The organism is Lysinibacillus sp. GbtcB16, assembly GCF_019091145.1.
GTDB lineage: Bacteria > Bacillota > Bacilli > Bacillales_A > Planococcaceae > Lysinibacillus > Lysinibacillus fusiformis.
On sequence record NZ_JAGXJV010000001.1, the window covers coordinates 322345 to 347344 of the forward strand.

Genomic DNA, 25000 nt, shown 5'->3' on the forward strand with positions numbered 1-25000 from the left:
AGGTAAAAGTTGTGAGCTCATACACACAGAAAAAGGGCTTTGGAGCAACTGTCTGGGATTACATTACTACTGTTGACCATAAAAAGTTAGCAGTCATGTATTTATTAGCCGGTACATTGTTCTTCGCTATCGCTGGTTTTGAAGCGTTATTAATGCGTATTCAGTTAATGAAACCAAATAACGATTTCGTGTCAGCTGGTTTTTTCAATGAATTATTAACAATGCACGGAACAACAATGTTATTCCTAGCTGCTACTCCATTACTATTCGCATTTATGAACATGCTTGTACCATTACAAATTGGTGCACGTGACGTTGCATTCCCGTTCCTTAACTCGTTAGGGTTCTGGTTATTCTTCCTAGGTGCAGTATTCCTTCACCTGTCATTCTTTATGGGTGGCGCTCCTGATGCGGGCTGGACTTCTTATGCATCATTATCTTTATATTCTCCAGGACATGGTATCGACTTCTATGTTCTTGGTTTACAAATTTCAGGGGCAGGTACTTTAATTTCGGGACTTAACTTCATCGTTACGATTATCACGATGCGTGCTCCTGGTATGACATTCATGCGTATGCCATTATTCACATGGACAGCTCTTGTATCAAGTGCATTAATTTTATTCGCATTCCCTCCATTAACAATTGGTTTATTAATGATGTTATTTGACCGTATGTTCGGTGGTAACTTCTTTGACCATACAATGGGTGGTAACACAGTTATTTGGGAACACTTATTCTGGATCTTCGGACACCCAGAAGTTTATATCTTAGTATTACCTGCGTTCGGATTATTCTCTGAGATTATCCCTGCGTTCTCTCGTAAACGTTTATTCGGATACTCTTCAATGGTATTCGCAACAATTTTAATCGGTTTCTTAGGGTTCATGGTTTGGGCCCATCACATGTTTACAGTTGGTCTTGGGCCAACAGCAAACGCTATCTTCGCTGTTGCTACAATGGCAATTGCCGTTCCAACAGGTATGAAGGTATTTAACTGGATCCTAACAATTTGGGGCGGATCTATTAAAGTTACAACGCCAATGCTTTATGCACTTGGTTTCATCCCGTCATTCGTTGCGGGTGGTGTTACAGGGGTTATGCAAGCATCTGCACCTCTTGACTATCAATTACATGATTCTTACTTTATCGTAGCTCACTTCCACTATGTAATCGTTGGTGGTATCGTTACTGCATTATTTGGTTCAGCACATTTCTACTGGCCAATTTTCTTCAACCGTATGTTAAACGAAACGCTTGGTAAAATTACGTTCTGGGTATTCTTTATCGGATTCCATTTAACGTTCTTCGTTCAACACTTCCTTGGTTTAATGGGTATGCCACGTCGTGTATTCACTTACATGGAAGGTCAAGGTTGGGATCAATTCAACTATATCTCTACAATCGGTGCATTAATGATGGGTGTAGGGGTTATCTTAATGGTAATCAACTGCTTAATGTCTATCAAAGGCAAACCAGCAGGTCGCGATCCATGGGGCGATGGACGTACATTAGAATGGTCAATTCCACAACCAATTCCATTCTACAACTTCCGTCAAACACCTCTTGTTCGTGGTTTAGATCCATGGTGGATTGAGAAACAAGAAGGCAACAAAGAAGTTACATTTGCTGAGCCACTAGGCGATATTCATATGCCAAATAACTCAGCGATTCCATTCGTTATTTCATTAGGTATGTTTATTGCAGCATTCGGTGCGCTTTACAACCCTGATGCAGATAAACCTTGGTCAATCTATATTTTAATTGCTGGTCTTGCAATTACATTTGGTGCAATGATTGTCCGTTCTGTTAAAGATGATCACGGCTTCCATTTACACAAAGAAGAAATTATTGAAATTGAAGAACAACTTTATGGCAAAGGAGGAAATAAATAATGGATTTCAATACTAAATTTACTCCTCATACTTGGCCAGATCATCCTGAACAAGCAACGCTGGAAGGTAAAAACAAAGTCGTTGGTTTCTGGATTTTCCTTGCCTGTGAAGTTGTACTTTTCGCAAGTTTATTCGCTACTTACTTAGCGCTTAAGAACAAAGGGCCAGCTGGCATGGAGTTCACAACTCAAGGGTTATTTGAATTACCATTAGCATTTGCTATGACGATGTTACTTTTAACATCTTCACTAACATCTGTTTATGCAATTTACCATATGCGTAACTTTAACTTTAAAGGGATGCAAACTTGGTTAGCCATTACTTTAGCTTTAGGTCTTGGTTTCTTAGCACTTGAAATTTATGAGTTCCAACACTATGTGCATCTTGGTTTTACATTTAACCAATCTGCATTCGCAACTGCATTCTATTCTTTAGTTGGTACACATGGTTTCCACGTAACTTTAGGACTTGTATGGATCGCAACTTTAATGATTCGTAATGCTAAACGTGGTTTAAACTTGTACAATGCACCTAAATTCTTCGTAGCTGCTTTATATTGGCACTTTATCGATGTTGTTTGGGTATTCATCTTTACAGTAGTTTACTTGATGGGAGTGATCGGATAATGTCTTCACACGATACACCTATAGTTGCTAAATCACAGGCACAATATGAGTATGATCGTCATCATAATGCCGTTCATATGCGTAAACAAGTACTCAACTTTGCGATTATGATTTTCTTTACTTTTATCGCTTTCGCAGTAGTTGCAGCTGATTTTTCTAAATACTTAATTATGCCATTCGTTTTATTATTAGCGGGTGTTCAAGTTGTACTTCAACTGTATTCTTTCATGCACTTAGAAGACAAAAAAACACACTTCGGTGGAGTTATTGGATTCTTCATGTGGATGGGGATTTTAATTGCATTTACATTCTTCTTAGCATTCTTAACAATTATTTGGTGGTAATCACCAATAAAAGCACGTTCGTCACTTTGTACGAACGTGCTTTTTGTATTTTAAATTTTAGTGATGGTTGCAAAAAGAAGCAAACACTGGCAAACTTAACATTTGTTCACCTTTCGTTCATTGCAGTATAGCTGTAAGCGTTTTATAATAGGAGTACTGAAGTTTAAAGGAGTGCGTTCTATATGCCACTTAGTATATTTGGTTTCCAAGCGTTATGGAGCCCATATTTAATAGGGGTTCTTGTTTTTATAACAATCGTCTATTTTTTAGTCACAGTAAAGTGGCGTCAGGATTTTAAAGAAAGCGAACCTTTAAAAAAGGGACAAGCGATTTATTTTGTATTAGCGATGATTACCATATATATCATTAAAGGGTCTCCAGTTGATTTAATGGCTCATATTATGTTTACGATGCATATGGTTCAAATGGCTATTTTATTATTGCTTGTACCGATTTTCTTAATTAAAGGAATACCTTGGTGGGTTTGGAAGGTTGCGATTGAAGCACCAGTTGTTAGAACGATATTTAAAGTACTAACATTACCAGTAGTTGCAGTGTTTGTGTTTATTGGTCTATTTTCCTTCTATCACTTACCGGATGTATTAGATTATATTAAGTTAAATGAAACACTACATGGTACCTATACATTTGTCTTATTTCTATCAGCTGTTTTCATGTACTGGCCTTTAATTCAAAATATGCCAGGTAAAGAACAAATGAAGCCCTTGCATAAATTAGGCTATATTATTGCCAATGCCGTTTTAATAACTCCCGCTTGTGGATTAATCATTTTTGCACCTAATGCTATGTATGAAACGTATACGAATGGTGATGCTTGGTTAAAGGCAATGGAGCTTTGTGTTCCAGCCTCTACGTTGTCGGGACTATCATTATCAGGACCTGAGCTATTTACGGATATGAAACCTGTTGCTGACCAGCAGTTAGGCGGCGTGCTTATGAAAATTATACAAGAGCTGATTTTTGGTATATTATTAGGTGCAATCTTTACCAAATGGTATCGTGCTGAACAAAAAGATCCAGATAAAATTACTGCTGATGCATTAGCAGCCCATCAAAAAAAATGGGAAAGTCAACAGCAACATTAATTATAAAATAGAAATTTACTTTGTATAAGGGGTTTTGATAATGGAATTACAAATTTTGCCTACTATTAGTACATCGTTTATTGTTATTAGTGCTGTACTAGTAGCAATAGGTTGGGGCTTAATTATAAAAAGAAATGTAGAAGGGCATAAAAAAGTAATGCTTGCTGCAGGTGTTGCTGCACTGATCTTCTTTATTATTTATGCTTCCCGTACAGTGTTTATTGGAAATACTGCCTTTGGTGGTGGAGAACATTTAAAACCTTATTATACGTTCTTCTTGATTTTCCATATTATTTTGGCAACTTCTGGGGCCGTATTTGGGATAGTTAGTATAGTTTCAGGTCTTAAAACGAATTTAAAATTACACCGTCGTATTGGACCGATTACAAGTATTATTTGGTTCTTCGTCGCTATAACAGGTGTCCTTGTTTATTTATTATTGTATATTTTATTTGAACCGGGCGAAACAACATCGGTTATTAAAGCCATTTTAGGCATATAACAAAAATCTCCCACCTTATTTTTCAGTAGGTGGGAGGTTTTTTGTTGTTGGCTGAATTAATGAGAGAACTACTACAAAAAGTAATGGGCCAATTAAAATACCAGAAAATCCAAAAATTTTAAATCCGATAAACATCGCAATAAAGGTTGAAAGAGAAGAAAGCCCAATTTTATCACCTATTATTTTTGGCTCAATCATACGACGAACTAAAAATTGACCTACTGTTAATACAATTAACACAGCGGCGTAAATATAATCCCCAGCAAAAACTTGATAGATTGCCCATGGGACTAATAAAATAAATGAGTCAAGAAAAGGAATAAAGTCTAAGACGACAAGCAACAATGCTAATAATAGAGGAAATGGCGTTTTGAGAAAATAAAAGGCTGCGATAGCTAAAGCAAAAATACCTAATCCGACAAGCAATTGTGCTTTCAAAAATCCAAATAAGGCTAATTTAACTCGTTCACCAATAAACACAATTTTCTGATGGTAGTGGAAAGGGACGGGCATTAAAATTTTTTGATTGATGGTTGGCAATTCCAAAAGCAACATATACAAGACAATCCAATAGACAAAAATATCAAATAATCGTGTAGGGATATACGTTAATAAGGCAGACCAGACATCGATGTTTGTTAAGGAATGTGCAAATTTTTCAGTGGAAGCTAAAGCCCTTGCAATCATGGATTGAATTTGTGAAACTAGTTCTACAGGTAAATGATAGGTGTGGTTACTTAGTTTAGATTGCATTTGAATCCATAGTGCAGAAAGTTGATTCAAATAATCTGGAATATCAATAATAAATGATGAAAATTGTTTCCAGCTTACATAAATAATAAGCGTACATAATAATAAAGAGATACTTAGGAAGAATAAAAAAAAGATGGAAACCACTATTTTACGCTTTTTTCGAAAACGTTTGCTCATCCGAACTATAATAGGTTCTAAAAGTAAGGCAGTTAAGTAGGCAAGTAAGATCGGCAATGATATTGAAATAAACCAGAGGAGAAAAATCCCAATCGCGATAACAATAATGGGATGACGAAAAAAAGGACGATTAAAAAATGACAACAATTTTCTCACCTACATCTTGTTCTAGATATAGGTAGTATGAGAAGAAATCTAATTTTTACTCAAAATAAAAAAGACTGGACTACCAGTCTTTTCGTAACAATGAAGCTATTTAATGCTATACTTGCTATCACTTTTTAATGAATAAAGATTAGCGTGCGTTAACAGGTTCAAAGTTATTTTTATTTGTAGGCTCGATTGAGAATTGATCTAATTCTAATTTAACCTTTTTTAAGATTTCTTCACATTTTTTCACAATATGTGCTGGGAAAACTTCATCTTCTCCATATTCAACACCATGTGGATAATAGTACTTACCAAGTGCTGGTTTCATTAATGTAAGGATGGCATCATGAGCACCAACATCACCAGAAATGGCATATGCGAAAACGCGTAGGTAATAACGACCTTCACGAGTATCGAAACGTTTATCGAATGTCATACGTTCATAATCCCAACCGCCATCACATTCTAAACCATGTTTTTTCATAATGCTGACAATTAGCTCTTGATCAGCGGTTAAATTTTCAAGGTTAGTATTTTCAAAATACATGTATAATCCTCCTTTAGGTTCTCGTACAAAGTATACGCTCATTTTTATAATAGAGCATATTCGACATTGTTGCAATGACAACATTGTGTCAACCCAATTACAATTGATATAATAACTTACAATAATGGTGATGAAAGGAGTCCTATATGAAAGCTTTATTCCGCATATTAATGATTTGTGGTGCAATCGCATTAATCGGCTTTATGTTTTTTAATACCCCTAAGGAAAATGAACCACTAGAAGGCCCAAATACCAATTCTAATATAATCCCTCAAACGGAGCTAAAACAGCCCGATATAGGAGCAATGACACGTCCACAAACGGGTATTTCAACATTAATAGGGAAAGGCACACAAACCGTTTTGGAGCAATATGGGGAACCTGGACGGAAGGAACCCTCCTCTTTTGGGTATGATTGGTGGGTCTATAATAAAGATGTGTCTACCTTTTTTATGATTGGCGTTGAAAATAACGTCGTCACGCAAGTTTACATAGCAGGGCAAAATATCAATGCATTTCCTTTTAAAGTTGGGCAAAAACGAGATGAAATTTATCGCATGACGATTATTGATTATGAGGTAGCCGCAAATGTTGGTGATAATATTTACATATTCTCCATGAATGAAGAAGATATGCAAACAAGATTACTGATCAAATTTGATGGACTATACGCGCAGCTTTATATTGACCGGGAAACGAGTGAATTACAAGGGATACGATATACCAACAGTAAAACACTTGTCCTTCATCAGCCATATGAAATGAGTTACCAAGGAGAGCTTGTTAGACGTACCCCGCCTTCTTCATTTTTACAGCAGGAAATTGATAGGGCGAATGCCAAACAGCTCGATGATTTACTAAATGTAACGCGGGAGCATCATGGGTTGCCGCCTGTAGAGATGAATGAATCATTGGAAAATACAGCGAGAATGCATAGCGAAGATATGAAGGTGCAAAATTTTTTATCACATGAATCTCCCACATATGGAGATCTTAAAAAGAGGTTACAAGCGCAGAGCATTGACTATAGCGATGCGAATGAAAATCTAGCAACTGCCTATCTTGATGCGATTGAGGCAATGCATGGCTGGACAAATTCTCCCGAACACCGGAAAGTTCTATTAAATGATAAATATTCACAAGTTGGTTCAGGTGTTTTCGTCGATTATTATACACAAATTTATATAGAACCTGCTTCACTGAAGATGGATAATGAAGATTCAAATAATGAAGAGTCTGAAAGTGAAGAACCTGTAGAGCAAGAGAAAACCGATCAATCGCCATAACATAATAAATTTACATGAAGACAAGCATTCGCTGAATGGACTTGTCTTCATTTTTTTTGTGCTTCCACTTGCCCCAAGCGGCTTCTACATTTTTCGTCACACCGTTACAAAGGCCGTCATATGATAGAGAACTGAAAGGGGGAAGAGGCTTGCAATTAGCTGAGTTATTGAAAGACTGGCCATGTAGCGTAACCGGAGGATCGATTCGAACAGAAATTACAGGCGTAGAGGATTATGCACAGGCCGTACAACCTGGCGACATATTTATTGTACGAAAAGGCAAAAAAACTTCAGGAAGTCGTTTTGTCAAAGAAGCATTGGCCCGTGGAGCAGCAGCAATAGTCTCGGAGGAAAGTATTTCCTTACCAATTATTGATAAAGAAATTCCTTTTGTATGGGTTCCTAATACAGCCTTATTCCTATCGTATGCAAGCGCGAAGTTAGCAGCTTTTCCAGCAGAAGCATTAAGTGTTATTGCAATAACGGGGACAAACGGAAAGACGACAGTGAGTCATTTTGTCAGTCAGCTTTTAAACGCTCTACATAAAAAAGCGGCGGTTATAGGAACAATTGGGTTTTATCTTGATGGCGAAAAGCAACAAACTTCTTACGAGGAACTTACCACATTGCAGGCGAAGGAATTGCACCCGATATTAAAACAATGTGTACGCAAAGGTGTGTCACATGTAGTATTAGAAGCATCTTCAATGGGGTTACAGCAACATAGACTCGATCATTGTGACATTGATTGCGGCGTGTTTTTAAACCTATCTGAAGATCATTTAGAGGATCATGGAGGATTAGAAGCCTATAAACGGGCGAAGAAAAGATTAGCTGATTTATCTAAAAAGCTAGTATTAAATGGCGATGATAACTTTTGCCGTTCTGTTGGAATTTATGATAAGAAAAAATCCTGCTCATTTGGCTTTGATAATCACAATGATTTACATATCCAAATTGTCAGTGAAACAGTTGGCAAAACAGTGCTCTGCTTACAAACATCCGCGAGTGAGCATATTGTAGAAATTCCTTTTGTAGGGAAGTACCATGTGCAAAATACGGTTGCAGCATTGATGGCAGTATGGCGCTTAGGAATTCCAATGGATGATATAGTCGAACATATGTGGTCCTTAAGGCTTCCTGAAGGTAGGCTCGAGAAGATTGATAACCCAGTAGGAATTGATGTGTATGTAGATTATGCCCATACGGCTGAAGCCCTCCAAGCTGTGTTACAAACATTCGATCGCTCGAAAACGATTTATCTTGTCTTTAGTTGTGGTGGAAATCGGGATAAAGCGAAACGTTTTGCTATGGGCGCTGTAGCAAGTAAATATGCAGACGTTATCTATTTAACAACGGATAATCCTCGAGATGAAGATCCGATCATTATAAACGAAAGTATTATTGCTGGTTTTACAGAGCAACAATACTATGAAATCTATTTAGACCGTAAAGTTGCAATCCATCAAGCATTAGCGAAGGCGAAAAAAGGGGACATTGTCCTTGTTGCCGGAAAAGGGCATGAACAAACACAACAAATTAAAAATCAAAAATTCCCTTTTTCCGATCAACAATGTATTAAGGACTATTTTACAGGTCTACTTACCGACGCTGAATAACAAAAAATGATCCTGTAGCAATGGCTAGCTTGCGCCCTGTCTCATCTTCGATATCACATTCCATTACTAGTGTTTGCCGCCCTTTATGGACAAAACGACCACGCGCAATTAATTCTTTATTCGTTGTTGTGGCAATATACGTGACATTCATATTGGTAGTTACTACATTAAATCCTTCTGGTACAGAACGGGAAGCAAGTCCCCCCATTGCCGCATCGGCTATCGTCGCAATGATGCCCCCGTGTGGCACCTTAATTGTGTTGTGAATTATTGGTGTAATTGGAATGCGTACCTCACTGACTTCAGGCTCAAACTTGCCAACCATATGTAAGGCTGCGTTAATATAGCGACGGTGAATACCTTGCTGTTTTTCTCGGAGCCCGGTTAAAAGATGTAAAAGAACTTCTTCATCTTCCTCCGTACTATCTTGTAAAATTGCCCCTAATAATAGTTCGATTTTTTCTTTGGGTGTTGTCATCAATTGGAAAAACCTCTTTCATTAATAATCTCAATAATGTAAAATTACCATAAAATCTGTTATGATGGGTAAGAGATTGGGGGAATTAAAAATGATGATGACCTCTGACTGGGTATTCATTTTAGATGAGGCGGAAGCGCTTTGTGAGATGATTCTTTCCTCAGAACCAGCGATGGCGCTTCAGCAAGCGTATGATGCCGTTTATAGTGATACACAAATTGTAGAAGCTATTTACGCGTTTAATCGCATGAAAGAACAGTACGAAGATGTACAACGTTTCGGAAAATATCATCCGGACTACCATACAATTATGAAGTCGATTCGCCAACAGAAAAGGGCGCTCGACTTAAATGAAAAGGTTTCAGCTTTAAAAATTGCTGAAAACGATTTTCAGGACTTGCTTGATGAGATTAGCCTACTTGTAGGGAAAACAGTCTCTGAAGCGGTAAAAGTCCCTGTAAGCAATCCATTCTTTGCATCTGGCTCATCTTGCGGAGGAGGATGTGGCTCGGGCGGTTCATGCTCTTGCTCAGCGTAAATTAAGATGTGTTTAAACACATCTCTACGAGACTGTACACAACTCAAAGGTAAAACTGAGTTTGTTTACAGTCTTTTTCTATACAATTATTAAAGGAGGCAACATACATGAAAACATATCGGATTGCAGTCATACCAAGGGATGGAATAGGGCCTCAACAGATCCTTCAGCTGGTGTTGATTTCGTTGTTCTTTTTGTCTCTTTTTTCATAGATGGATGCCCCTTTTTTTTAGAAACAAGAGCATCATAACCACCAACTTCAAACTTTAACTTCCAATTCCGAATCATGCCAGGAGATGAAATAATGAATAGTGCAGCTGTGTCTCTCGAAGATGTACCTGTCTCGTTCATATAATTAAGTACATTCAATTTATAGTCAGCTGAATATTTTGTATAGAACTTTAAGAAAGTCTCTACGCCATTTTTTTGATTACGGCGAACCCATTCACTGACAACCTGAGCTGTCACACCGATATCTTTCGCAATTTCGATCATAGGTTCATTTCCATGTAAATATCGTTGAACTGCTTGAATACGTTGTTCAACACCCATAAAAAAAACCCCCGTAAAAGTTAGATTGATGTCTAACTTTTACGGGGTAGTTCAAGTAGGTGGGAAGGTACTTATTTAGAGCATTGACCCTTCCATGGACTTACTTATTAAGACTCTTGCGTTTGAAATAGCTCTACGGCTATATCTGGGCGGTCCGTGATAATTCCTTTAGCGCCGTTATTAATTAATTTTTTCATTGTGTCTAAGTCATTGATTGTCCAATAATGGACAGGAATGTTGAGATTATTTAAAAACTGAATAAACTTTGGAGAATCTAAAGCGATAACCCCTGATTTAGGAGGAATTTGGAACACATCTACTTTTGGATGATACAAATGTCCGAATTGACTGGAGAAGGAAGCAAATGCTTTTCTCACATCTGATTCTCCTGCACCAAGCGCTACCTGATTTTGAGCATATAAGTTAAAGCGATCTATTTGCTCCCCGTAAAAGCTTGTTACAACGACACGATCCTCTGCGCCTAGTTCTTCAATTAAACGCCAAAGCTTAGAAGGCATTAGACTTCCTTCATAAGTTTCAGGGGCATCTTTAATATCAATATTGATCAACATTTGTGGATACGCCTCAAGTAGCTCTCGTAATGTTACAACTTGTATTTTATCCTCACGGTATGGGAAGGCCCCATCTAAATTTTCAAAATGATAGCCGTGATTTAAGGCATTGATTTCTGCCAATGTCATATCAGCTATAAGGCCATAGCCGTCTGTTGTTCGTTCAACTGTATCATCGTGGAAAACAATAATTTCTTCGTCTTTTGTTAAACGTACGTCTATTTCAAATCCATCAACGCCTAGCTGCGCTGCTTTGTCAAAGGCGATCATAGTATGTTCAGGTGCTAAATGAGCTCCGCCTCGGTGTGCAAGAATGATTGTGCGATCAAATTGTAATGCTTGTTTACCTTCACGTTGCTGTGGTTTAGAAATAGCTTTACTACCTGCCCAAGCTGCCGCACTTGCAGCTGCGATTGCAATTGCTATTTTAGTTTTCTTCCCCATATTCGTCCTCCTTAACAATTTTTTACCTATTAAAGTAAATGGTGAATTCATTGTGTAATGACTAGCTCCCACTTCCGTCCGAGAGCTTTATAAAACTAGTAATTAGGTTAAGTGAATGATGATTCTTTCATGCTTCCTATGGTGGAGGTATGAGGCATTATCATCCTTCAGCAAAATGTACATTCATTCCGTGGAAAAATAATCATGTAAGCTATTTAAAACAACTGATTCGAATTCCTACGATGTTTAACGTAGTATGCTTTTCCATTATAACGGAAAATCGAGTGTTCTGTCAGCTAAACTCTGTTGCTATCATTTTCTGGTCTATGGTATTCTTTTAGGTAAGAAATGAGGGAATCCAATATGAACGAACGACAAGGGCTAATCGTTTACGTCCATCAATTAAAACATGCGAAGTCTCTTCGGAAATATGGTCATGTTCTTTATATTTCTAGAAGACAAAAATACGTAGTGCTATATTGTAATCGTGAGGATATTGAAATGTTGACAACAAAACTACAACGCCTTCCTTTTGTGAAAGACGTTGTGGAATCTTATCGTCCATTTGTCAAAACTGAATATGAAAATGCAAAGCCGGATAAAGCAAAGGAATATGACTATAAAGTAGGTCTATAATATTATGCTAATGCAGGTATATAGTTATTTAGTCTTAATATGCCGATTAAGTATTGATAAAATAGTTTTGATTCCGAAAATATAGATGAGTGCTTTATTTCTACAACAACTGCTTTTCGGTCTAGTTGTTCTATTTGTGCTTCAAACATTTTTTGTCGCTTAGTTGGTTCCTCATCATGATAAGGGATGCCTTCACGACAAATATATATGGGCATGAATTTACTTTCGCCAACTGGTTTGAAGGCAACGGCTAAGGAGATTACCTTTTTATCTCCTTTTGTAGATGTTAGTAAAAAGGCCTGATGAAAGCGTTCCTGATTGGTTTTAATAATTTCAAGTAGCTCGTATACATCACCATAGCCTTCTCCTAATTCTATAAATTGTTGTGGCATAATAACTGCACATCCTTTCCAATACTCATAGTATCATGCTGCGGGAGGTCAAGCACATGAAATTTGCATTAAGCTTTTTTTCTATTTTAGTACTTATTATTTCAGGGACGTTATTTTTCCAGTATCATGCATACTCATCTGATTTAGAAACCGGCATAGGGGATTTTCATTACTCTCAGGAAATAGAGATTGTTTATCGTGAAAATAGCTTAGATATTCGTCAGCATTTTAAAAATTTACCCAATCAAAAGGTAAAAATTAAATGGCCTGAAAAGGCAACAAACCCTAGTTGCTTTATTGAGAATGAAAAAAGCTGTGATCGATTATCAGATGAGGTCTCTTATTTTGCAAAAGGGGAAACAAAATCACAATCTGTGTCATACATAATTCCGATTGAGGGTGGCTTGAAAAATAAGATGCTCCTTCAAGATGTTTTTGCTACACTAATAAATGGTGAAGCGTCCTATTCAATTGTTCATATTTCTACAGATAGTAAAATTAATGGACAATGGATTACAGGTTTGCCATTAGTAGGTCAACAACAGCTATCACTCGTTAACTATACGATGTTTAGAGGTAACGGGACTGTTCATGACCTTTATTGGCAAGCAGGCAAACTCAAAGTACAAGAACAAACGCCTATATTATCGATTTATGCACAACAGGCTATTCCGAATGATTTCCTAAAATCATTAGAGAATTTACAGTTTTTAAATGATGAACATATTGCAATTATTCAAGAGAAAAGTCCTGTCCCAATTCATGATGAAAGATTGTTATTTTTACCAACACTTACAGCACAAGCTGTTGAACAGGAAGTCATTTTGTCCCAAATAAAATCGCAATATACATTTGTAGACTCCCCAGAATGGTTGCTTGAAGTTATGGCATCCTATTTAGTAAACGATCCAATTGGTGGAGACAAGGCAAAGAAAATTGTAAAGACATTAAATGATTACATGACAGATAGTCAACAGCAGGCTTGGCAGGATAAGTTGAAAAAACTTGGAGATGATCCTCTATCACCAAAAACAATGGATGAGTATTTATCACAAGTGTTAGATGCTAAAACATCTTACTTTACGTTAAATGCAGCCCAGAAAGAAGGAACGTACCCATTATTATTTGAGGATTCTCGTGATGTGTATGTAAATGATGTATTGAAGGAAGACGTTCATGTTATTCTATATGAAGGACAAGCGTTATATACGGCAGATACGTTATTACCTTATCTTGGGTATACAGTTGGAGAAGGGAAGAACGGCTATTATGTAAATAGCGAGCATCGCACATTCCGATTCCCTAAAGAACCTGGTTTCTATGTATTTAATCAGCGAAGATATTCAACTATTTCAGAGCCAATTATTAAAATTGCTAATCAATATTATGTGGAAGAGGCTTGGTTACAACGTTTATTCTTAGTTGAATTACAAAAGAAAGAGGAACGTATTCAAGTATTAACACAAGAGCAACAATAACTTTTGCAGCGGAGGGCTTTCCTTTCGCTGCAAAAATATTTTATATGGATGAAAGTACGGTGATAGCTTATATGAGAGTTGTAGCAGGAGAGCGTAAAGGAATGCCGCTAAAGGCGATAGCTGGGAATACGACGAGACCTACAACTGATAAGGTGAAGGAATCGATTTTTAATATTATTGGTCCTTTTTTTGATGGAGGTACTGCACTTGATTTGTTTGCAGGAAGCGGTGGTTTAGGTATTGAATCGCTAAGTCGTGGGGCAGAGCGTGCTATTTTTATTGAAAAAGATGCAAAAGCCTTTCAGGTGCTACAAGAAAATATTAAAAAATGCCGTTACGAAGAACATACTGAGCTGTTTCGCATTGATGCAAAGCGTGCTGTGAAAGCGCTATTAAAGCGTGATATTACGTTTTCATTAGTTTTTTTAGATCCGCCTTATCATCAAAAGGAATATTATGACTTAGTGCAATTACTCGTTGATAATGAAAAAATTCAACAAAATGGTATTATTTTATGTGAACATGCAAAAGAAATAACATTACCTCAAAGTTTTGGTGAGTTTGTTTTAAAAAGACAAGAAACATATGGCGGAACAATTATTTCTGTTTATCGCTGTACAGAGGAAGAGGGAGAATAAGTTGTCAGAGAAAATTGCTGTAGTTCCTGGAAGTTTTGACCCTGTGACATTTGGCCATTTAGATATTATTAAACGTGCAGCCGATGTGTTCGATATCGTCTATGTAGCCGTATTAAACAATTCAGCAAAAAATCCGTTGTTTTCTGTAGAGGAGCGTATGGCTTTAATGGCTGAAGTAACAAAAGCGATTCCTAATGTTCGGATAGAAAGTTCTTCAGGTCTTCTTATAGACTATGCTAAAGAAAAGAAAGCTAAGGCCATTGTACGTGGCTTACGAGCAGTTTCAGATTTTGAATATGAAATGCAAATTACTTCTATGAACCGTTTCCTAGATGAAACAATCGAAACATTCTTCATTATGACGAAGAATCAATACTCATTCCTAAGTTCCAGCATTGTAAAAGAGGTTGCGAAATATGGAAGTGATGTCAATGAGTTAGTTCCAGATTGTGTTGTACAAGCTCTAAAAGAAAAATATGGTTTTACCCAATAGTGGTTGAAGAGGATGTCGGTAATATACGCTGAACATCCTCTTTTTTATCGGTGAAAACTAATTATTTCAGAAAAAATAGAGCATAAATAGTTGGTACAATGATTATGCTAAGGAGGCGAAATTTTAGATAAGGTCTCACAGAAAGTTTGGCGGATTTAGCAATCACAAAAATTTGTAAATGAATACTTATACTTTGCATCGTTAACAAAATGACGACTAGTAAAGAGGTATACGGGAAATCAGGGAATGCCGTAACGGTCATTTTAAGACCATTTGTCACTTCTAGGATGGCGGCTAAGGAAAGTTCAATCGTATAAGGTAGCTTCGGTATTAATTGATCTAAGCCCTGTTGCACGATAGTCTGAATGGTTGTGAAAAAGATAATGGTTGTACCCACTAATAAAATGGTTGGGGCAGTTTCTTTAATACTTTCTGAAAAGGGAGCTGTGTACAGTGTAGTGTTGTGTACAGTGATGGTTGGTGAATCCGTTTTGCGGTATAAAAAGTAACCAGTTACTAAGCAACAAATATTAAACATATGTAGTAAACATAAAAACAACCATCCAAACGTATTACTGTGTAGTAAATCAAGGCTTACAAAGCCTAACACGAATAATGGACTTGGTGCATGACAAACGGCTAGTAGAAAATTTGCTTCCTTAGGATGTAATTGTCCACTGTTTTTTAAATAAACAATAGTGGTCGCTCCAGTAGGATAGCCTCCAAGTGCGCTAATAATGTAGGCTTGTACGTATAAAGAAGCTCTTTTTGTTTTGGTACGCATAGGGGCTGTTAAACGCAGGAGCCATTGTGTTAACACTAAATACGGTAGTAAATACGGAAATAGCGCCTCCATGAAAAGAGATAAGCCTAAATCAGTACCACTATGAGCGGTTTGTGGGAATAACAAGAGTAAGAGAATTAGAATTACGCAGAGCGCTATTTGAATTGTAGCAAACATATGATCATCTCGTTTCAACTTTTTGTCATTCACATAGGCAAATGCTAAAATTAATATATGTGTGAAAGGCAAAAACATGAACGTATGGTTTTTGCAAGCGTCCTAGGAGGTGTATTCAAGTGAAGAGAAAAATTGGCATTTATGCGGTGTTAATAGTCGTGATTTGTTCTATGATGTTATACCGACTAGACGCGTATATTATGAAACCTGGTAGTGCCTATGATGTCAGTAAATTTGTTACGGTCGATAGCAAGGAGGCAGATAGTTTAGGGTCTATGAGTTTGATGACGGTCGCTATGCAGCAAGCTACACCGTTTTCATATTTATGGGCTAAAACTCAAAAGTATCAAAAGCTCATGGATATTGAACAAGTCCGAAATCCATTAGAGGATGATGAGGAATATAATGTTCGACAGTTAAAATTAATGTCGGATTCCCAATTTAATGCTAAATATGTAGCTTTCCAAAGAGCGGGATTAGAGACAAAAGTTCATTTTAATGGTGTCTTTATCTTAAATGTATTGGATGGTGGCGCTTCAGATGGCATCTTAAAAGCCGGGGATGAAATAATTGAAGTAGATGGACAAAAAATAACTAATCAGCAGATGCTTGTTGAGCTTTTACAGCCTAAACAGCTCGGGGATCAGGTATCGATTCAATTTATACGTAATGAAGAACAGCAGAAGGCAACAATTACATTGAAAGAAATACCAAATGCACAGGAGCATAGAGCCGGTTTAGGGATTTCTTATACAGAAAGCAAATCGATAGAAACTAATCCACAGGTGACAATGAAGACAGAGGATATTGGTGGTCCTTCTGCAGGATTGATGTTTACACTTGAAATATTAGATCAACTTCTGGATGAGGATTTAACGAAAGGTTATGCCATCGCGGGTACCGGAGAAATGCTAGTTGATGGATCTGTTGGCCGAATTGGCGGAATTGACTATAAGATTATAGCGGCTGATCGTGATGATATGGAAATCTTTTTTGCCCCTGATGATGATATTTCACCAGAGATGAAGGCAAAGTATCCAGAGTTAGAATCCAATTATACGACTGCTTTAAAAACAGCGAAGGAGATTGGGACAAAGATGAAAATTGTACCTGTGAAAAACGTGGACGATGCCATCCATTATTTAAAGCAGCTACAACCAAAATAAAAGACGATAAAGGGATGCTAGAACCCATCTAGCATCCCTTTTATGCCTTTAATAACGGATTGGTGGTGTTTGATAATCTTTTGGAAGACTTAGCGCTGTAACGCCTTGCTCTATACTTAAATTGTATAGCTCTGCAGCATGAATATCGATGGCCAGCATAGCATCTTTTGCAGCTGCAACACGGCTTATTAAAGGTAATTCGATATCTTTTTTCCGCTTTCCTAAATAAGCTTGGCCAGTTTCGCTCATACCTAGTAAACGGATAAATGATGGAGCTTCAAAGCTGTGTAGCTGTTCCTTTGTAAATCCTGTATAAATATGTGTAATCATACGTTGAAGGCGTGTCCAGGTATAACGTTTAGATTTTATTTTTTCCATAAAGCTATTAAAGGATGAGCTGTTTTTGGCTGCTTTCATAATAGCATTCTCAATCCCCTCAGTTACTTCTGCATAACGAGTGAGCTCAGAAGGCGTGTGTCTCATAATCGTGAACTGTAATAGTGGCCAAAATGATTCCCAGCTAGCAAATTTTTTATAGTGTCTATGCCAGTCTGCCAAATAATCAAAAGATGCCTCCGGAACAACCTTTTGAATACTCTGTAAAGAACTTGTAGTTGCTAGGGCCTTACGTATTCCCGTAGCACTTGCGATGGATGCGTCCTCTTTAAGTGCATCATGATAGCCTGCTGCAATACGAGGGATGGTAAGTGGCTGGATGTTACTGTTCAGCGTTCTCGCAGCCTCTAGATAATGAAAGCCAAGAATATTATTGGGTTGTGCAAGATCAATGTATGGAGCAGGGAACTTCTGAGTAAGCTGTTCATAGGCGTAATATAGGCTTTTAGGATAGCTAGTGCCTGTTTTAAGGCTGTCTTTAATAAGTGCGTCATACTCTGTACGATTATTGTCGATCAGCTCAAAAGTGTTCAAGAACGGTTGGATAGAGCCATCCTCACTACCAAAAGCGAACGAGTCGCAGCCAACAGCAGTTAATAATGAAATCGCACCCTTGGCGAAATCAGTAGCAGGAGCTGTACTATAGACATAAGGAAGCTCAATGACAATGTCTACACCACCTGCGAGTGCCATTTTTGTACGTGTCCATTTATCAACCATAGCTGGTTCACCGCGTTGTAAAAATGTTCCACTCATAACAGCGATGACAATATCTGCTTTCGCTACTTTTTTTGCCTGTGTTAAATGATAGGCATGCCCGTTGTGAAAAGGATTATATTCAACAACAACTCCAACTGCTTTCATGCTTTCCCTCCTGATCATTTATGTTTTATGGTAAGCTGTTTAGAGCAAATATACTTCTTATAGTATATAATTATAGGTAGGTTTTAAAGAGGTGACAAGAAATTATCTTGACATCTATTTTTACACATTATATAATCAACATTGTTGTCTCGAGGTGATTAAACGAATGAAATGGTCAATTCATCAATTATCTAAATACCGCCAAAACGGGATGCCAATCGATGCCTTTGTCCAACTGGACGAAGTGATGGAGCGAAACCAGGATATTCGAGCAATTTCGCCCGTTCATGTAAAAGGGCTATGTACTTTTGGTGCATCGCAAATGACATGTCAGTTAACTGTGACAGCGACGTTAACGCTACCATGTGCTCGCACGTGGGAGGATGTTGAGTTTCCTATCGATGTTGAGACAGTTGAAATTTTCAGCTGGATTGACGAAGATCAACGAGGAGACGATGACGGAGACATTCACTATATTGACGGTGAAGTCATCGACATGAAACCAGTTCTTGAGGAGCTAGTGCTGCTCGAGGTACCTATGCAAGTGTTCAAGGAAAATACCGAAGGACAAGTGCAAGGCGGTAAAAGCTGGTCTTATGCAACAGATGAAGACGTAGAGCTACACAAAAAAGCTGACGAACAAAAAGTGGATCCAAGACTAGCTGCTTTAGCTAAGTATTTTGATCAAACAGACGAATAGACGATCTGTAAGGAGGTGCCATCAATGGCTGTACCATTTAGAAGAACTTCTAAAACTGCAAAAAGAAAGCGTCGTACGCATTTCAAATTATCTGTACCTGGTATGGTAACTTGCCCTAACTGTGGTGAGGCTAAATTATCACACCGTGTTTGCAAAGCTTGCGGACAATACAAAGGTAAAGAAGTAGTAAGCAAATAATACAGTGTTTGCTCACTTAAAAGGCTAGTAGAGAGACCATGGCTCTTTACTAGCCTTTTTTCGATGTCTTAAAAACAGAATATTGCGTTGATTGCGAAGTTTAATATAATAGTGAAATAATTGTATGATACAATTTGTTCATGGAGACAAAGGGGGTAATAATGTGAGTTATACGATCGACAATTATGATGGTGTTATGACTTTTACGATTAATCGAGAAGAGAAGCGCAATGCTGTCAATGATGAGGTTATGAATGGTCTTCAGGAAATCATTACGTATATTCGAAAACATGAGGATGTTCGTTTTTTAGTAGTGACAGGAGCTGGAGAAAAATCATTTTGCTCTGGAGGGGATTTATCTGAGTTTCATTCACTGGAGACGGAGGATGAGGCATTTGGTATGTTAAGTAAGATGGGGAAAATATTATATGACCTTGCGACACTCCCCGTACCCACTATAGCGCTTATAAATGGTACCGCAGTTGGTGGAGGTTGTGAGATTGCCACAGCCTGTGATTTTCGTTTAGTGGCAAATCATGCGAAATGTGGTTTTATTCAAGGAACCTTAGCCATTACGAGTGGTTGGGGTGGTGGTACATATCTTTTTGAACGAGGATTACGTCATGACCGTGCATTAAAAATGCTTGTGGATGCGAAGCCGTATCCTGCGCAGTTGCTCTATGAAATTGGGTGGGCAATGCGAGTTTTTGAAGGCTCAAAGGATGAGGCGTTAAATGATTTTATTGAACATATGCGAAAAATTCATCCTTCTGTTCATAAAGCTTATAAGGAAATCGAGCTTCGGAAATGGCGAGAACGAAATATGTATGAGCGGGTGATGGAGGAAGTTCGTACGTGTGCAAAATTGTGGGAAAGCGAAGCGCATCATCTGGCTGTTAATAATTTCTTAACAAAGAAGAATAATAAGTGATGTATAAAGGCAGTGATGAAAGAAAAACATAATCACTGTCTTTTTTCATGCAATGATTCTATTTTGCTCGCTACTGCATATAGTAGTAAAAAATGCGAGGGTGATAGATTATGGAATTGAAAAAAAGAAAAGATCAATGGACAAAGGAAGACGATGAAAGACTAGCAGAAATTGTCTTGCATAATGTGCAAAATGGCAAAACGCAGTTGGAGGCTTTTGAAATGGCGGCTGTGGAACTGGGCCGTACAAAGCAGGCGTGTGGCTTCCGTTGGAATAAAACATTACGTGGTCAATATAGTCAGTCATTATTAGCTGTACGAAATCAACCCCAACAATCTATGCGAAGTCACTTGAAATTGGCATTGACAAGTTTTGACGAATTAACAGATGCTTATCAAACCCTTGAAATGAGACATCGAGAGTTGCAAAATGAACATGAGAAATTAGTGAAGTGGCTGCAGCAAGGTTATTCGTTAATGAAAGATTAAACTTCAGTAACTATGATGAGCATACAATATTTATCTTTCCTAGAGATAAAACCCTTTCTGTATATCGTCAATAATCAGCCAATCTTGTATAATAGAAGAACCTACTTAGGGGTGCCTTAGAATTTATTCTGAGGCACCTTATTCTTATAGTTTCAATAATGTAGAGAGGAAAGGGTGTAAAATAAAATGATGAAGGTAGCAGTTATTGGTGCTGGAGCGGTTGGACAATTAACAGCAAGCTTTTTAGCAGAGTCGGGAATGTCAGTATCATTAGTGACAAGAAAACAGAAGCAGGTAGAAGAGCTAACTACCAATCAATTAACGCGAATGAATGTTGATGGGACTAAAACTGTACAAAAAATTGCTTCTACAACAAATTTAATTGCATTACCACCTCAAGATTTAATTGTGATCGCTGTTAAATATGTCCATTTACAAAATCTCTATGACCAATTAGCATCACTACCAAATGAAATACCTTTGCTCTTTATGCAAAATGGCTTAGCTCATTTTGAGGAGGCACGAAGTTTACCTCAAAAAAACATCGCGTTTTGTTCCGTTTCTTTTGGTGCACAATTGCGGAATCAAACTACGGTTCAACATAGAGGAATTGGTCCTTGTAAAATAGCTATTGAACGAGGGGAAGCACCTGTTTTTCTAAAGTTATTACAATTACAAAAACCATTGTTTCCTGTTGAAATGGTCGATAATGCGGAGAAGATGCTATTTGAAAAAGCAATATTTAATAGCTTAATCAATCCATTAACTTATGTATTACAAATAAAGAACGGGGAACTAGTGACTAATACACGAGCGTATGCCCTTTTGAAGAATATTTATCAGGAGTTAACGATTGCGTTCGAAGATATTGAGCGCACTATATCTTTTGGAGATGTGGTAGACTTATGTAGGCAAACAGCCGAAAATACATCTTCCATGCTTGCAGATCGTATGCAGGGAAGAAAAAGTGAGATTGAAACAATTGTTGGTGCCATTTTGGATAAAGCTTTAACAAATGGTCATCATTTGCCTACTTTGCGTACTTTATATCTCCAAGTACTTGCGATAGAGGAGAGCGGTGAACAAAGTTGAAAGACCTTTTACATATTATTGTTAGTATCGTTATTTTTTGCCCAATTGTTCTTTTTATTATAGTCTATTTAATTAGCCGGAAAGTTAAAATACGTGGTACCCATGCATTTGGTGTGGCCTCTGATGTGACAACCTTCTGCTTGTTCTTTTCAGTCCCCTTAGGTATTGGAGTACTGTGGCAAGTAAATGCAGGGGTACTTTTAGTCATCCTTGCAATAATGATGGCTATGATTTTTACATATATTGAATGGCGGACAAAAAAAGAAATAGAAGTGAAGCCTTTATTAAAGAAAATTTGGCGTTTTTTATTTTTATTACTGAGCACCGCGTATGTTGTGATCTGCATAATCGGTGTCATTCAGTCCCTTGTAGACTATTTACAGGTTGCCTAAGCATTTTCTTTTCATGTTGGAGCTATAAGGGTTAAAATAATAGCATTATAAAGTAGATATAAAAAATCATTCTTTATGGATGGGAAACTGATTAAACGTCATAAAGCCTAGTGCTAGAAGAATAGTTCCGTAATATTGCGCAGTGCTATGTTCATGGTGGGGGAAATGCAATATGGGCTAAAAACATTTACAGCATCAAGTGCATAATATGTGAGGAATCAATTTCTCGTTATCAGTAAAATAATGATTGAGTGAGTAGAGGAGCTTATGTTAAATGAAACTGGAGTCTATCCAAGTACCTATAAAAAATAATGTGCTAGCCGATTACTGGTCGCCAAATACTGCCATTCATCAGTTTTTTGAATACGATTTTAATGATCAGGCTTTTGAGGAAAGAGCGAAGCATTTAGCACAACATGCCAGAGATCAAAAAGAGCTGACAGCCATCATCCGTCAATTTATGGAGCCACTAGGGCTATCACAAAAAGCGAATGAACATTTACAACAACTAGAACAAGGAGCTATGGTCATAATCGGTGGCCAACAAGCAGGTATCTTAACTGGCCCTCTTTACTCCGTTCATAAAGCGATTTCAGTCATTGTGTTAGCAAAAGAGCAAAGTGCGAAGCTTCAAAAATCTGTCGTACCTGTTTTTTGGATAGCTGGAGAAGATCATGATTTGGAAGAAATTAATCATACCTATACGGTGCATGGTGAGTTATTAAAAAAACGAGCATACAGTGAGCGCTCTAGACGTAAAACAATGGCCTCGGCAACGATGCTCAATAAAGAGTCGATGACACAATTTATTAATACCATTGTTAGAGATATTGGGGAAACCGAGTATACAGAGGCGCTTATTAAACAATTAGTAGATGTGCTAAACGAAAGTGAGACATTTACTGATTTCTTTGCGCGGTTAATGAATCAATTATTTAAAGATGAAGGGTTACTGTTCATTGATGCGGCGGATTATAATTTCCGTCAATATGAAAGTAACAATTTTGCACACATCATTCAGCATAGTGAAGAAATTGCTAGAGTTGTAACAGAAAAGGAAGAGCTGCTAGAGCAAACGGGCTACGGTAAACCTATTTTAGCGACAAGAGAGGCAGCTAATCTATTCTATGTAGAGGACGGAGAACGTCATCTTTTGGAAAGAAAAAATGATCTATTTATTAATTTAGCAGCAAACCTTAAGTTTACTCGTGAAGAGCTATTAGAGATTGCCGAGAAATATCCAGAGCGTTTGAGTAATAACGTAGTGTCCCGTCCATTAATGCAGGAGATGACGTTCCCTGTACTGGCATTCGTCGGTGGCCCTGGTGAATTAGCTTATTGGGCAACATTAAAAAGTGCATTTTCTGTACTAGACCTACAAATGCCTATTTTTGCCCCTCGCCTTCATATGACGATTGTGACACGTCATGTAGAGCAATTATTGTGTGAACATCAATTGACTGTTACGGATGTTTGGAATGGCAAAGCTTTAGAAATGAAAGAGCGTTTTATTGATGATGTGCAGGATAGTGAGGCTAAACGTCAAATTCAGGCTATGGAGCAGTTGTTAGCAGAAAAGTACAGTGAGCTTGCATCGTATTTAGAGGAACAGCATTTAACTTTAGATAAAATCCTTGTGAAAAATCAAGAAAATCATGCAAAACAATTTGACTACCTTCAGCAAAAAATCGAGCAAACTGTACTTGACAAGCATGAAACTACTATCCGCAAATTTACGACGCTACAAAATGAGTTGTATCCAAACGAAGGTTTCCAGGAAAGAACTTATAATCCATATCAATATTTTAATGAGTTTGGACCTATGTTGATTGCTGAAATGTTAAAGCAAAACTATAGTATTGGCAAACACCACTATTTACTTTATTTATAAACCTATCTGACAGGTTCTTTATACCTAAGTGTTTTTTTGATACAATAGGGATTTGATGAATTTTGTCTATAAAAATAGTATTTAGAGAGCTATCCTCCTAAGGGTAGCTCTTTCTTTATGTCATTTAGCATATATCAAAAATTCCCATCAAGGTCTAATTGCACATTAAGAGATAAAATGTCAAGTTTTTTTTAAAAAAAGTGGAGGAAAGTGGGGGGATGTGGTACATTATTTAATAAAGTGGGGTGAGTAGTATGTTCATGGGAGAATATCAACACTCCGTTGATGCGAAAGGGCGATTAATCGTGCCGGCAAAATTTCGTGAAGCTTTAGGCGAAGCGTTTGTTGTCACAAGAGGTCTCGATAACTGTCTATTTGGCTATCCTATGAATGAATGGCGAAAACTCGAAGAAAAGTTAAAAGATTTACCGATGACCAAAAAGGATACACGTGCATTTGCAAGGTTTTTCTTTTCTGGCGCAACAGAGGTAGAAATAGACAAGCAGGGGCGAATTAATATTCCAGCTACTCTTATGCAACATGCACATCTTGTAAAGGAATGTGTAGTGTTGGGGGTTTCAAATCGAATTGAGATTTGGGCTAAAGATGCATGGGAAGCTTACTTCAGCGAGTCTGAACAATCTTTTAATGAAATTGCAGAAAATATGATTGGCTTTGATTTTTAACTTTTGATA

The 25000-nt window shown here is 37.5% G+C and carries 29 protein-coding genes; 21 read left to right on the forward strand and 8 right to left on the reverse strand.

Going from position 1 to position 25000, the window contains the following annotated elements:
- Positions 1-11: 11 nt before the first annotated feature.
- The 5 genes from ctaD to KVT27_RS01600 all read left to right on the forward strand — a co-directional run bounded on the left by ctaD (position 12) and on the right by KVT27_RS01600 (position 4473).
- On the forward strand, positions 12-1895 hold the full coding sequence (gene ctaD, locus KVT27_RS01580) for a cytochrome c oxidase subunit I (protein WP_008173953.1): 1884 nt from the start codon (positions 12-14) through the stop codon (positions 1893-1895).
- Positions 1895-2521, forward strand: a complete 627-nt coding sequence (locus KVT27_RS01585; RefSeq protein ID WP_008173951.1) for a cytochrome c oxidase subunit 3 — start codon at positions 1895-1897, stop codon at positions 2519-2521. Before ctaD ends, KVT27_RS01585 begins: the two co-directional genes overlap by 1 nt.
- The gene (locus tag KVT27_RS01590) at positions 2521-2865 is read left to right on the forward strand and encodes a cytochrome C oxidase subunit IV family protein (RefSeq protein ID WP_012293127.1); all 345 of its coding nucleotides are present in this window, start codon (positions 2521-2523) and stop codon (positions 2863-2865) included. Before KVT27_RS01585 ends, KVT27_RS01590 begins: the two co-directional genes overlap by 1 nt.
- 182 nt (positions 2866-3047) lie before the next feature.
- Positions 3048-3971, forward strand: a complete 924-nt coding sequence (gene ctaG / locus KVT27_RS01595; protein ID WP_036123734.1) for a cytochrome c oxidase assembly factor CtaG — start codon at positions 3048-3050, stop codon at positions 3969-3971.
- A gap of 40 nt (positions 3972-4011) precedes the next feature.
- Positions 4012-4473, forward strand: a complete 462-nt coding sequence (locus KVT27_RS01600; protein ID WP_008173945.1) for a DUF420 domain-containing protein — start codon at positions 4012-4014, stop codon at positions 4471-4473.
- 15 nt (positions 4474-4488) lie between these two features.
- Here KVT27_RS01600 and ytvI read toward each other — a convergent pair whose 3' ends face one another.
- Positions 4489-5547 (reverse strand): sporulation integral membrane protein YtvI, encoded by a 1059-nt coding sequence (gene ytvI, locus KVT27_RS01605; RefSeq protein WP_225316250.1) that lies wholly within the window; start codon positions 5545-5547, stop codon positions 4489-4491.
- Positions 5548-5698: 151 nt separating this feature from the next.
- Positions 5699-6100 (reverse strand): YugN family protein, encoded by a 402-nt coding sequence (locus tag KVT27_RS01610; RefSeq protein WP_042737480.1) that lies wholly within the window; start codon positions 6098-6100, stop codon positions 5699-5701.
- Between the two features lie 146 nt (positions 6101-6246).
- Here KVT27_RS01610 and KVT27_RS01615 point away from each other — a divergent pair, with 146 nt between their 5' ends.
- On the forward strand, positions 6247-7386 hold the full coding sequence (locus KVT27_RS01615; RefSeq protein WP_036123736.1) for a CAP domain-containing protein: 1140 nt from the start codon (positions 6247-6249) through the stop codon (positions 7384-7386).
- A 149-nt stretch (positions 7387-7535) separates the two neighbouring features.
- A complete protein-coding gene (locus KVT27_RS01620; RefSeq protein WP_036147351.1) occupies positions 7536-9005 on the forward strand; it encodes a UDP-N-acetylmuramoyl-L-alanyl-D-glutamate--2,6-diaminopimelate ligase in 1470 nt (489 codons plus the stop codon).
- Here KVT27_RS01620 and KVT27_RS01625 read toward each other — a convergent pair.
- Positions 8989-9483 carry a PaaI family thioesterase gene (locus KVT27_RS01625; protein WP_191967770.1) on the reverse strand — a complete coding sequence of 165 codons (495 nt, stop codon included), beginning with the start codon at positions 9481-9483 and terminating at the stop codon, positions 8989-8991. The two genes, KVT27_RS01620 and KVT27_RS01625, sit on opposite strands and share 17 nt — an antisense overlap.
- Before the next feature lie 91 nt (positions 9484-9574).
- Between KVT27_RS01625 and KVT27_RS01630 the strand changes: the two genes are divergently transcribed.
- The gene (locus KVT27_RS01630) at positions 9575-10021 is read left to right on the forward strand and encodes a YlbF/YmcA family competence regulator (protein ID WP_025113823.1); all 447 of its coding nucleotides are present in this window, start codon (positions 9575-9577) and stop codon (positions 10019-10021) included.
- Between the two features lie 129 nt (positions 10022-10150).
- On the opposite strand, the gene KVT27_RS01635 is transcribed toward KVT27_RS01630, so the two are convergent.
- The gene (locus KVT27_RS01635; protein WP_042737479.1) at positions 10151-10573 is read right to left on the reverse strand and encodes a helix-turn-helix domain-containing protein; all 423 of its coding nucleotides are present in this window, start codon (positions 10571-10573) and stop codon (positions 10151-10153) included.
- Between the two features lie 107 nt (positions 10574-10680).
- Complete coding sequence (locus tag KVT27_RS01640; RefSeq protein WP_036123748.1) at positions 10681-11589, reverse strand: glycerophosphodiester phosphodiesterase family protein; 909 nt, start codon at positions 11587-11589, stop codon at positions 10681-10683.
- A 363-nt stretch (positions 11590-11952) separates the two neighbouring features.
- Here KVT27_RS01640 and KVT27_RS01645 point away from each other — a divergent pair, with 363 nt between their 5' ends.
- The gene (locus tag KVT27_RS01645; protein ID WP_036123750.1) at positions 11953-12225 is read left to right on the forward strand and encodes a YlbG family protein; all 273 of its coding nucleotides are present in this window, start codon (positions 11953-11955) and stop codon (positions 12223-12225) included.
- A 2-nt stretch (positions 12226-12227) separates the two neighbouring features.
- Here the strand turns inward: KVT27_RS01645 and KVT27_RS01650 are convergent, their stop codons facing one another.
- A complete protein-coding gene (locus KVT27_RS01650) occupies positions 12228-12617 on the reverse strand; it encodes a DUF7147 family protein (protein ID WP_036123752.1) in 390 nt (129 codons plus the stop codon).
- 56 nt (positions 12618-12673) lie between these two features.
- On the opposite strand from KVT27_RS01650, the gene KVT27_RS01655 reads away from it, so the two are divergent.
- From KVT27_RS01655 to coaD, 3 genes are all read left to right on the forward strand, one after another.
- Entirely contained in the window at positions 12674-14095 is a 1422-nt protein-coding gene (locus tag KVT27_RS01655) for an RNA polymerase II (RefSeq protein ID WP_208704607.1), read from the forward strand.
- Between the two features lie 71 nt (positions 14096-14166).
- Complete coding sequence (gene rsmD / locus KVT27_RS01660; RefSeq protein WP_036127671.1) at positions 14167-14733, forward strand: 16S rRNA (guanine(966)-N(2))-methyltransferase RsmD; 567 nt, start codon at positions 14167-14169, stop codon at positions 14731-14733.
- Position 14734: 1 nt separating this feature from the next.
- Complete coding sequence (gene coaD, locus KVT27_RS01665) at positions 14735-15226, forward strand: pantetheine-phosphate adenylyltransferase (RefSeq protein ID WP_036123757.1); 492 nt, start codon at positions 14735-14737, stop codon at positions 15224-15226.
- 61 nt (positions 15227-15287) lie between these two features.
- On the opposite strand, the gene KVT27_RS01670 is transcribed toward coaD, so the two are convergent.
- Positions 15288-16187 (reverse strand): hypothetical protein, encoded by a 900-nt coding sequence (locus tag KVT27_RS01670; RefSeq protein ID WP_230584838.1) that lies wholly within the window; start codon positions 16185-16187, stop codon positions 15288-15290.
- Between the two features lie 119 nt (positions 16188-16306).
- On the opposite strand from KVT27_RS01670, the gene KVT27_RS01675 reads away from it, so the two are divergent.
- The gene (locus KVT27_RS01675) at positions 16307-17353 is read left to right on the forward strand and encodes a SepM family pheromone-processing serine protease (protein WP_217580555.1); all 1047 of its coding nucleotides are present in this window, start codon (positions 16307-16309) and stop codon (positions 17351-17353) included.
- A 48-nt stretch (positions 17354-17401) separates the two neighbouring features.
- Here the strand turns inward: KVT27_RS01675 and KVT27_RS01680 are convergent, their stop codons facing one another.
- Positions 17402-18613 (reverse strand): nucleotidyltransferase, encoded by a 1212-nt coding sequence (locus tag KVT27_RS01680; protein WP_217580557.1) that lies wholly within the window; start codon positions 18611-18613, stop codon positions 17402-17404.
- A gap of 166 nt (positions 18614-18779) precedes the next feature.
- Between KVT27_RS01680 and KVT27_RS01685 the strand changes: the two genes are divergently transcribed.
- The 8 genes from KVT27_RS01685 (at position 18780) to mraZ (ending at position 24991) form a co-directional block, all read left to right on the forward strand.
- Entirely contained in the window at positions 18780-19313 is a 534-nt protein-coding gene (locus KVT27_RS01685) for a YceD family protein (RefSeq protein WP_008173911.1), read from the forward strand.
- Positions 19314-19337: 24 nt separating this feature from the next.
- A complete protein-coding gene (rpmF, locus tag KVT27_RS01690) occupies positions 19338-19511 on the forward strand; it encodes a 50S ribosomal protein L32 (protein WP_004224819.1) in 174 nt (57 codons plus the stop codon).
- Between the two features lie 163 nt (positions 19512-19674).
- The gene (locus KVT27_RS01695) at positions 19675-20442 is read left to right on the forward strand and encodes an enoyl-CoA hydratase/isomerase family protein (RefSeq protein ID WP_036123765.1); all 768 of its coding nucleotides are present in this window, start codon (positions 19675-19677) and stop codon (positions 20440-20442) included.
- A gap of 110 nt (positions 20443-20552) precedes the next feature.
- Complete coding sequence (locus KVT27_RS01700) at positions 20553-20930, forward strand: transcriptional regulator (RefSeq protein ID WP_036123766.1); 378 nt, start codon at positions 20553-20555, stop codon at positions 20928-20930.
- 186 nt (positions 20931-21116) lie between these two features.
- Positions 21117-22022 carry a ketopantoate reductase family protein gene (locus tag KVT27_RS01705; protein ID WP_082011569.1) on the forward strand — a complete coding sequence of 302 codons (906 nt, stop codon included), beginning with the start codon at positions 21117-21119 and terminating at the stop codon, positions 22020-22022.
- Positions 22019-22414, forward strand: coding sequence for a DUF3397 domain-containing protein (locus KVT27_RS01710; RefSeq protein WP_217580559.1), 396 nt, complete (start codon positions 22019-22021; stop codon positions 22412-22414). Before KVT27_RS01705 ends, KVT27_RS01710 begins: the two co-directional genes overlap by 4 nt.
- A gap of 274 nt (positions 22415-22688) precedes the next feature.
- Positions 22689-24305, forward strand: coding sequence for a bacillithiol biosynthesis cysteine-adding enzyme BshC (gene bshC, locus KVT27_RS01715; RefSeq protein WP_036123770.1), 1617 nt, complete (start codon positions 22689-22691; stop codon positions 24303-24305).
- Between the two features lie 254 nt (positions 24306-24559).
- Complete coding sequence (gene mraZ, locus KVT27_RS01720; RefSeq protein WP_008173894.1) at positions 24560-24991, forward strand: division/cell wall cluster transcriptional repressor MraZ; 432 nt, start codon at positions 24560-24562, stop codon at positions 24989-24991.
- The last annotated feature ends 9 nt before the right edge of the window (positions 24992-25000 follow it).

Excerpts from the sequence above, each read along its gene's own strand:
- KVT27_RS01640 (WP_036123748.1), bottom strand. The coding sequence starts at position 11,589 with ATGGGGAAGAAAACTAAAATAGCAATTGCAATCGCAGCTGCAAGTGCG.
- KVT27_RS01600 (WP_008173945.1), top strand. The coding sequence starts at position 4,012 with ATGGAATTACAAATTTTGCCTACTATTAGTACATCGTTTATTGTTATT.
- KVT27_RS01630 (WP_025113823.1), top strand. The coding sequence starts at position 9,575 with ATGATGATGACCTCTGACTGGGTATTCATTTTAGATGAGGCGGAAGCG.
- ctaG (WP_036123734.1), top strand. The coding sequence starts at position 3,048 with ATGCCACTTAGTATATTTGGTTTCCAAGCGTTATGGAGCCCATATTTA.
- KVT27_RS01670 (WP_230584838.1), bottom strand. The coding sequence starts at position 16,187 with ATGTTTGCTACAATTCAAATAGCGCTCTGCGTAATTCTAATTCTCTTA.
- KVT27_RS01700 (WP_036123766.1), top strand. The coding sequence starts at position 20,553 with ATGGAATTGAAAAAAAGAAAAGATCAATGGACAAAGGAAGACGATGAA.
- KVT27_RS01585 (WP_008173951.1), top strand. The coding sequence starts at position 1,895 with ATGGATTTCAATACTAAATTTACTCCTCATACTTGGCCAGATCATCCT.
- KVT27_RS01655 (WP_208704607.1), top strand. The coding sequence starts at position 12,674 with ATGAAATTTGCATTAAGCTTTTTTTCTATTTTAGTACTTATTATTTCA.
- KVT27_RS01615 (WP_036123736.1), top strand. The coding sequence starts at position 6,247 with ATGAAAGCTTTATTCCGCATATTAATGATTTGTGGTGCAATCGCATTA.
- mraZ (WP_008173894.1), top strand. The coding sequence starts at position 24,560 with ATGTTCATGGGAGAATATCAACACTCCGTTGATGCGAAAGGGCGATTA.
- KVT27_RS01625 (WP_191967770.1), bottom strand. The coding sequence starts at position 9,483 with ATGACAACACCCAAAGAAAAAATCGAACTATTATTAGGGGCAATTTTA.
- KVT27_RS01685 (WP_008173911.1), top strand. The coding sequence starts at position 18,780 with ATGAAATGGTCAATTCATCAATTATCTAAATACCGCCAAAACGGGATG.
- rpmF (WP_004224819.1), top strand. The coding sequence starts at position 19,338 with ATGGCTGTACCATTTAGAAGAACTTCTAAAACTGCAAAAAGAAAGCGT.
- KVT27_RS01645 (WP_036123750.1), top strand. The coding sequence starts at position 11,953 with ATGAACGAACGACAAGGGCTAATCGTTTACGTCCATCAATTAAAACAT.
- bshC (WP_036123770.1), top strand. The coding sequence starts at position 22,689 with ATGAAACTGGAGTCTATCCAAGTACCTATAAAAAATAATGTGCTAGCC.
- KVT27_RS01610 (WP_042737480.1), bottom strand. The coding sequence starts at position 6,100 with ATGTATTTTGAAAATACTAACCTTGAAAATTTAACCGCTGATCAAGAG.
- KVT27_RS01680 (WP_217580557.1), bottom strand. The coding sequence starts at position 18,613 with ATGAAAGCAGTTGGAGTTGTTGTTGAATATAATCCTTTTCACAACGGG.
- KVT27_RS01635 (WP_042737479.1), bottom strand. The coding sequence starts at position 10,573 with ATGGGTGTTGAACAACGTATTCAAGCAGTTCAACGATATTTACATGGA.
- KVT27_RS01590 (WP_012293127.1), top strand. The coding sequence starts at position 2,521 with ATGTCTTCACACGATACACCTATAGTTGCTAAATCACAGGCACAATAT.
- KVT27_RS01650 (WP_036123752.1), bottom strand. The coding sequence starts at position 12,617 with ATGCCACAACAATTTATAGAATTAGGAGAAGGCTATGGTGATGTATAC.
- KVT27_RS01705 (WP_082011569.1), top strand. The coding sequence starts at position 21,117 with ATGATGAAGGTAGCAGTTATTGGTGCTGGAGCGGTTGGACAATTAACA.
- rsmD (WP_036127671.1), top strand. The coding sequence starts at position 14,167 with ATGAGAGTTGTAGCAGGAGAGCGTAAAGGAATGCCGCTAAAGGCGATA.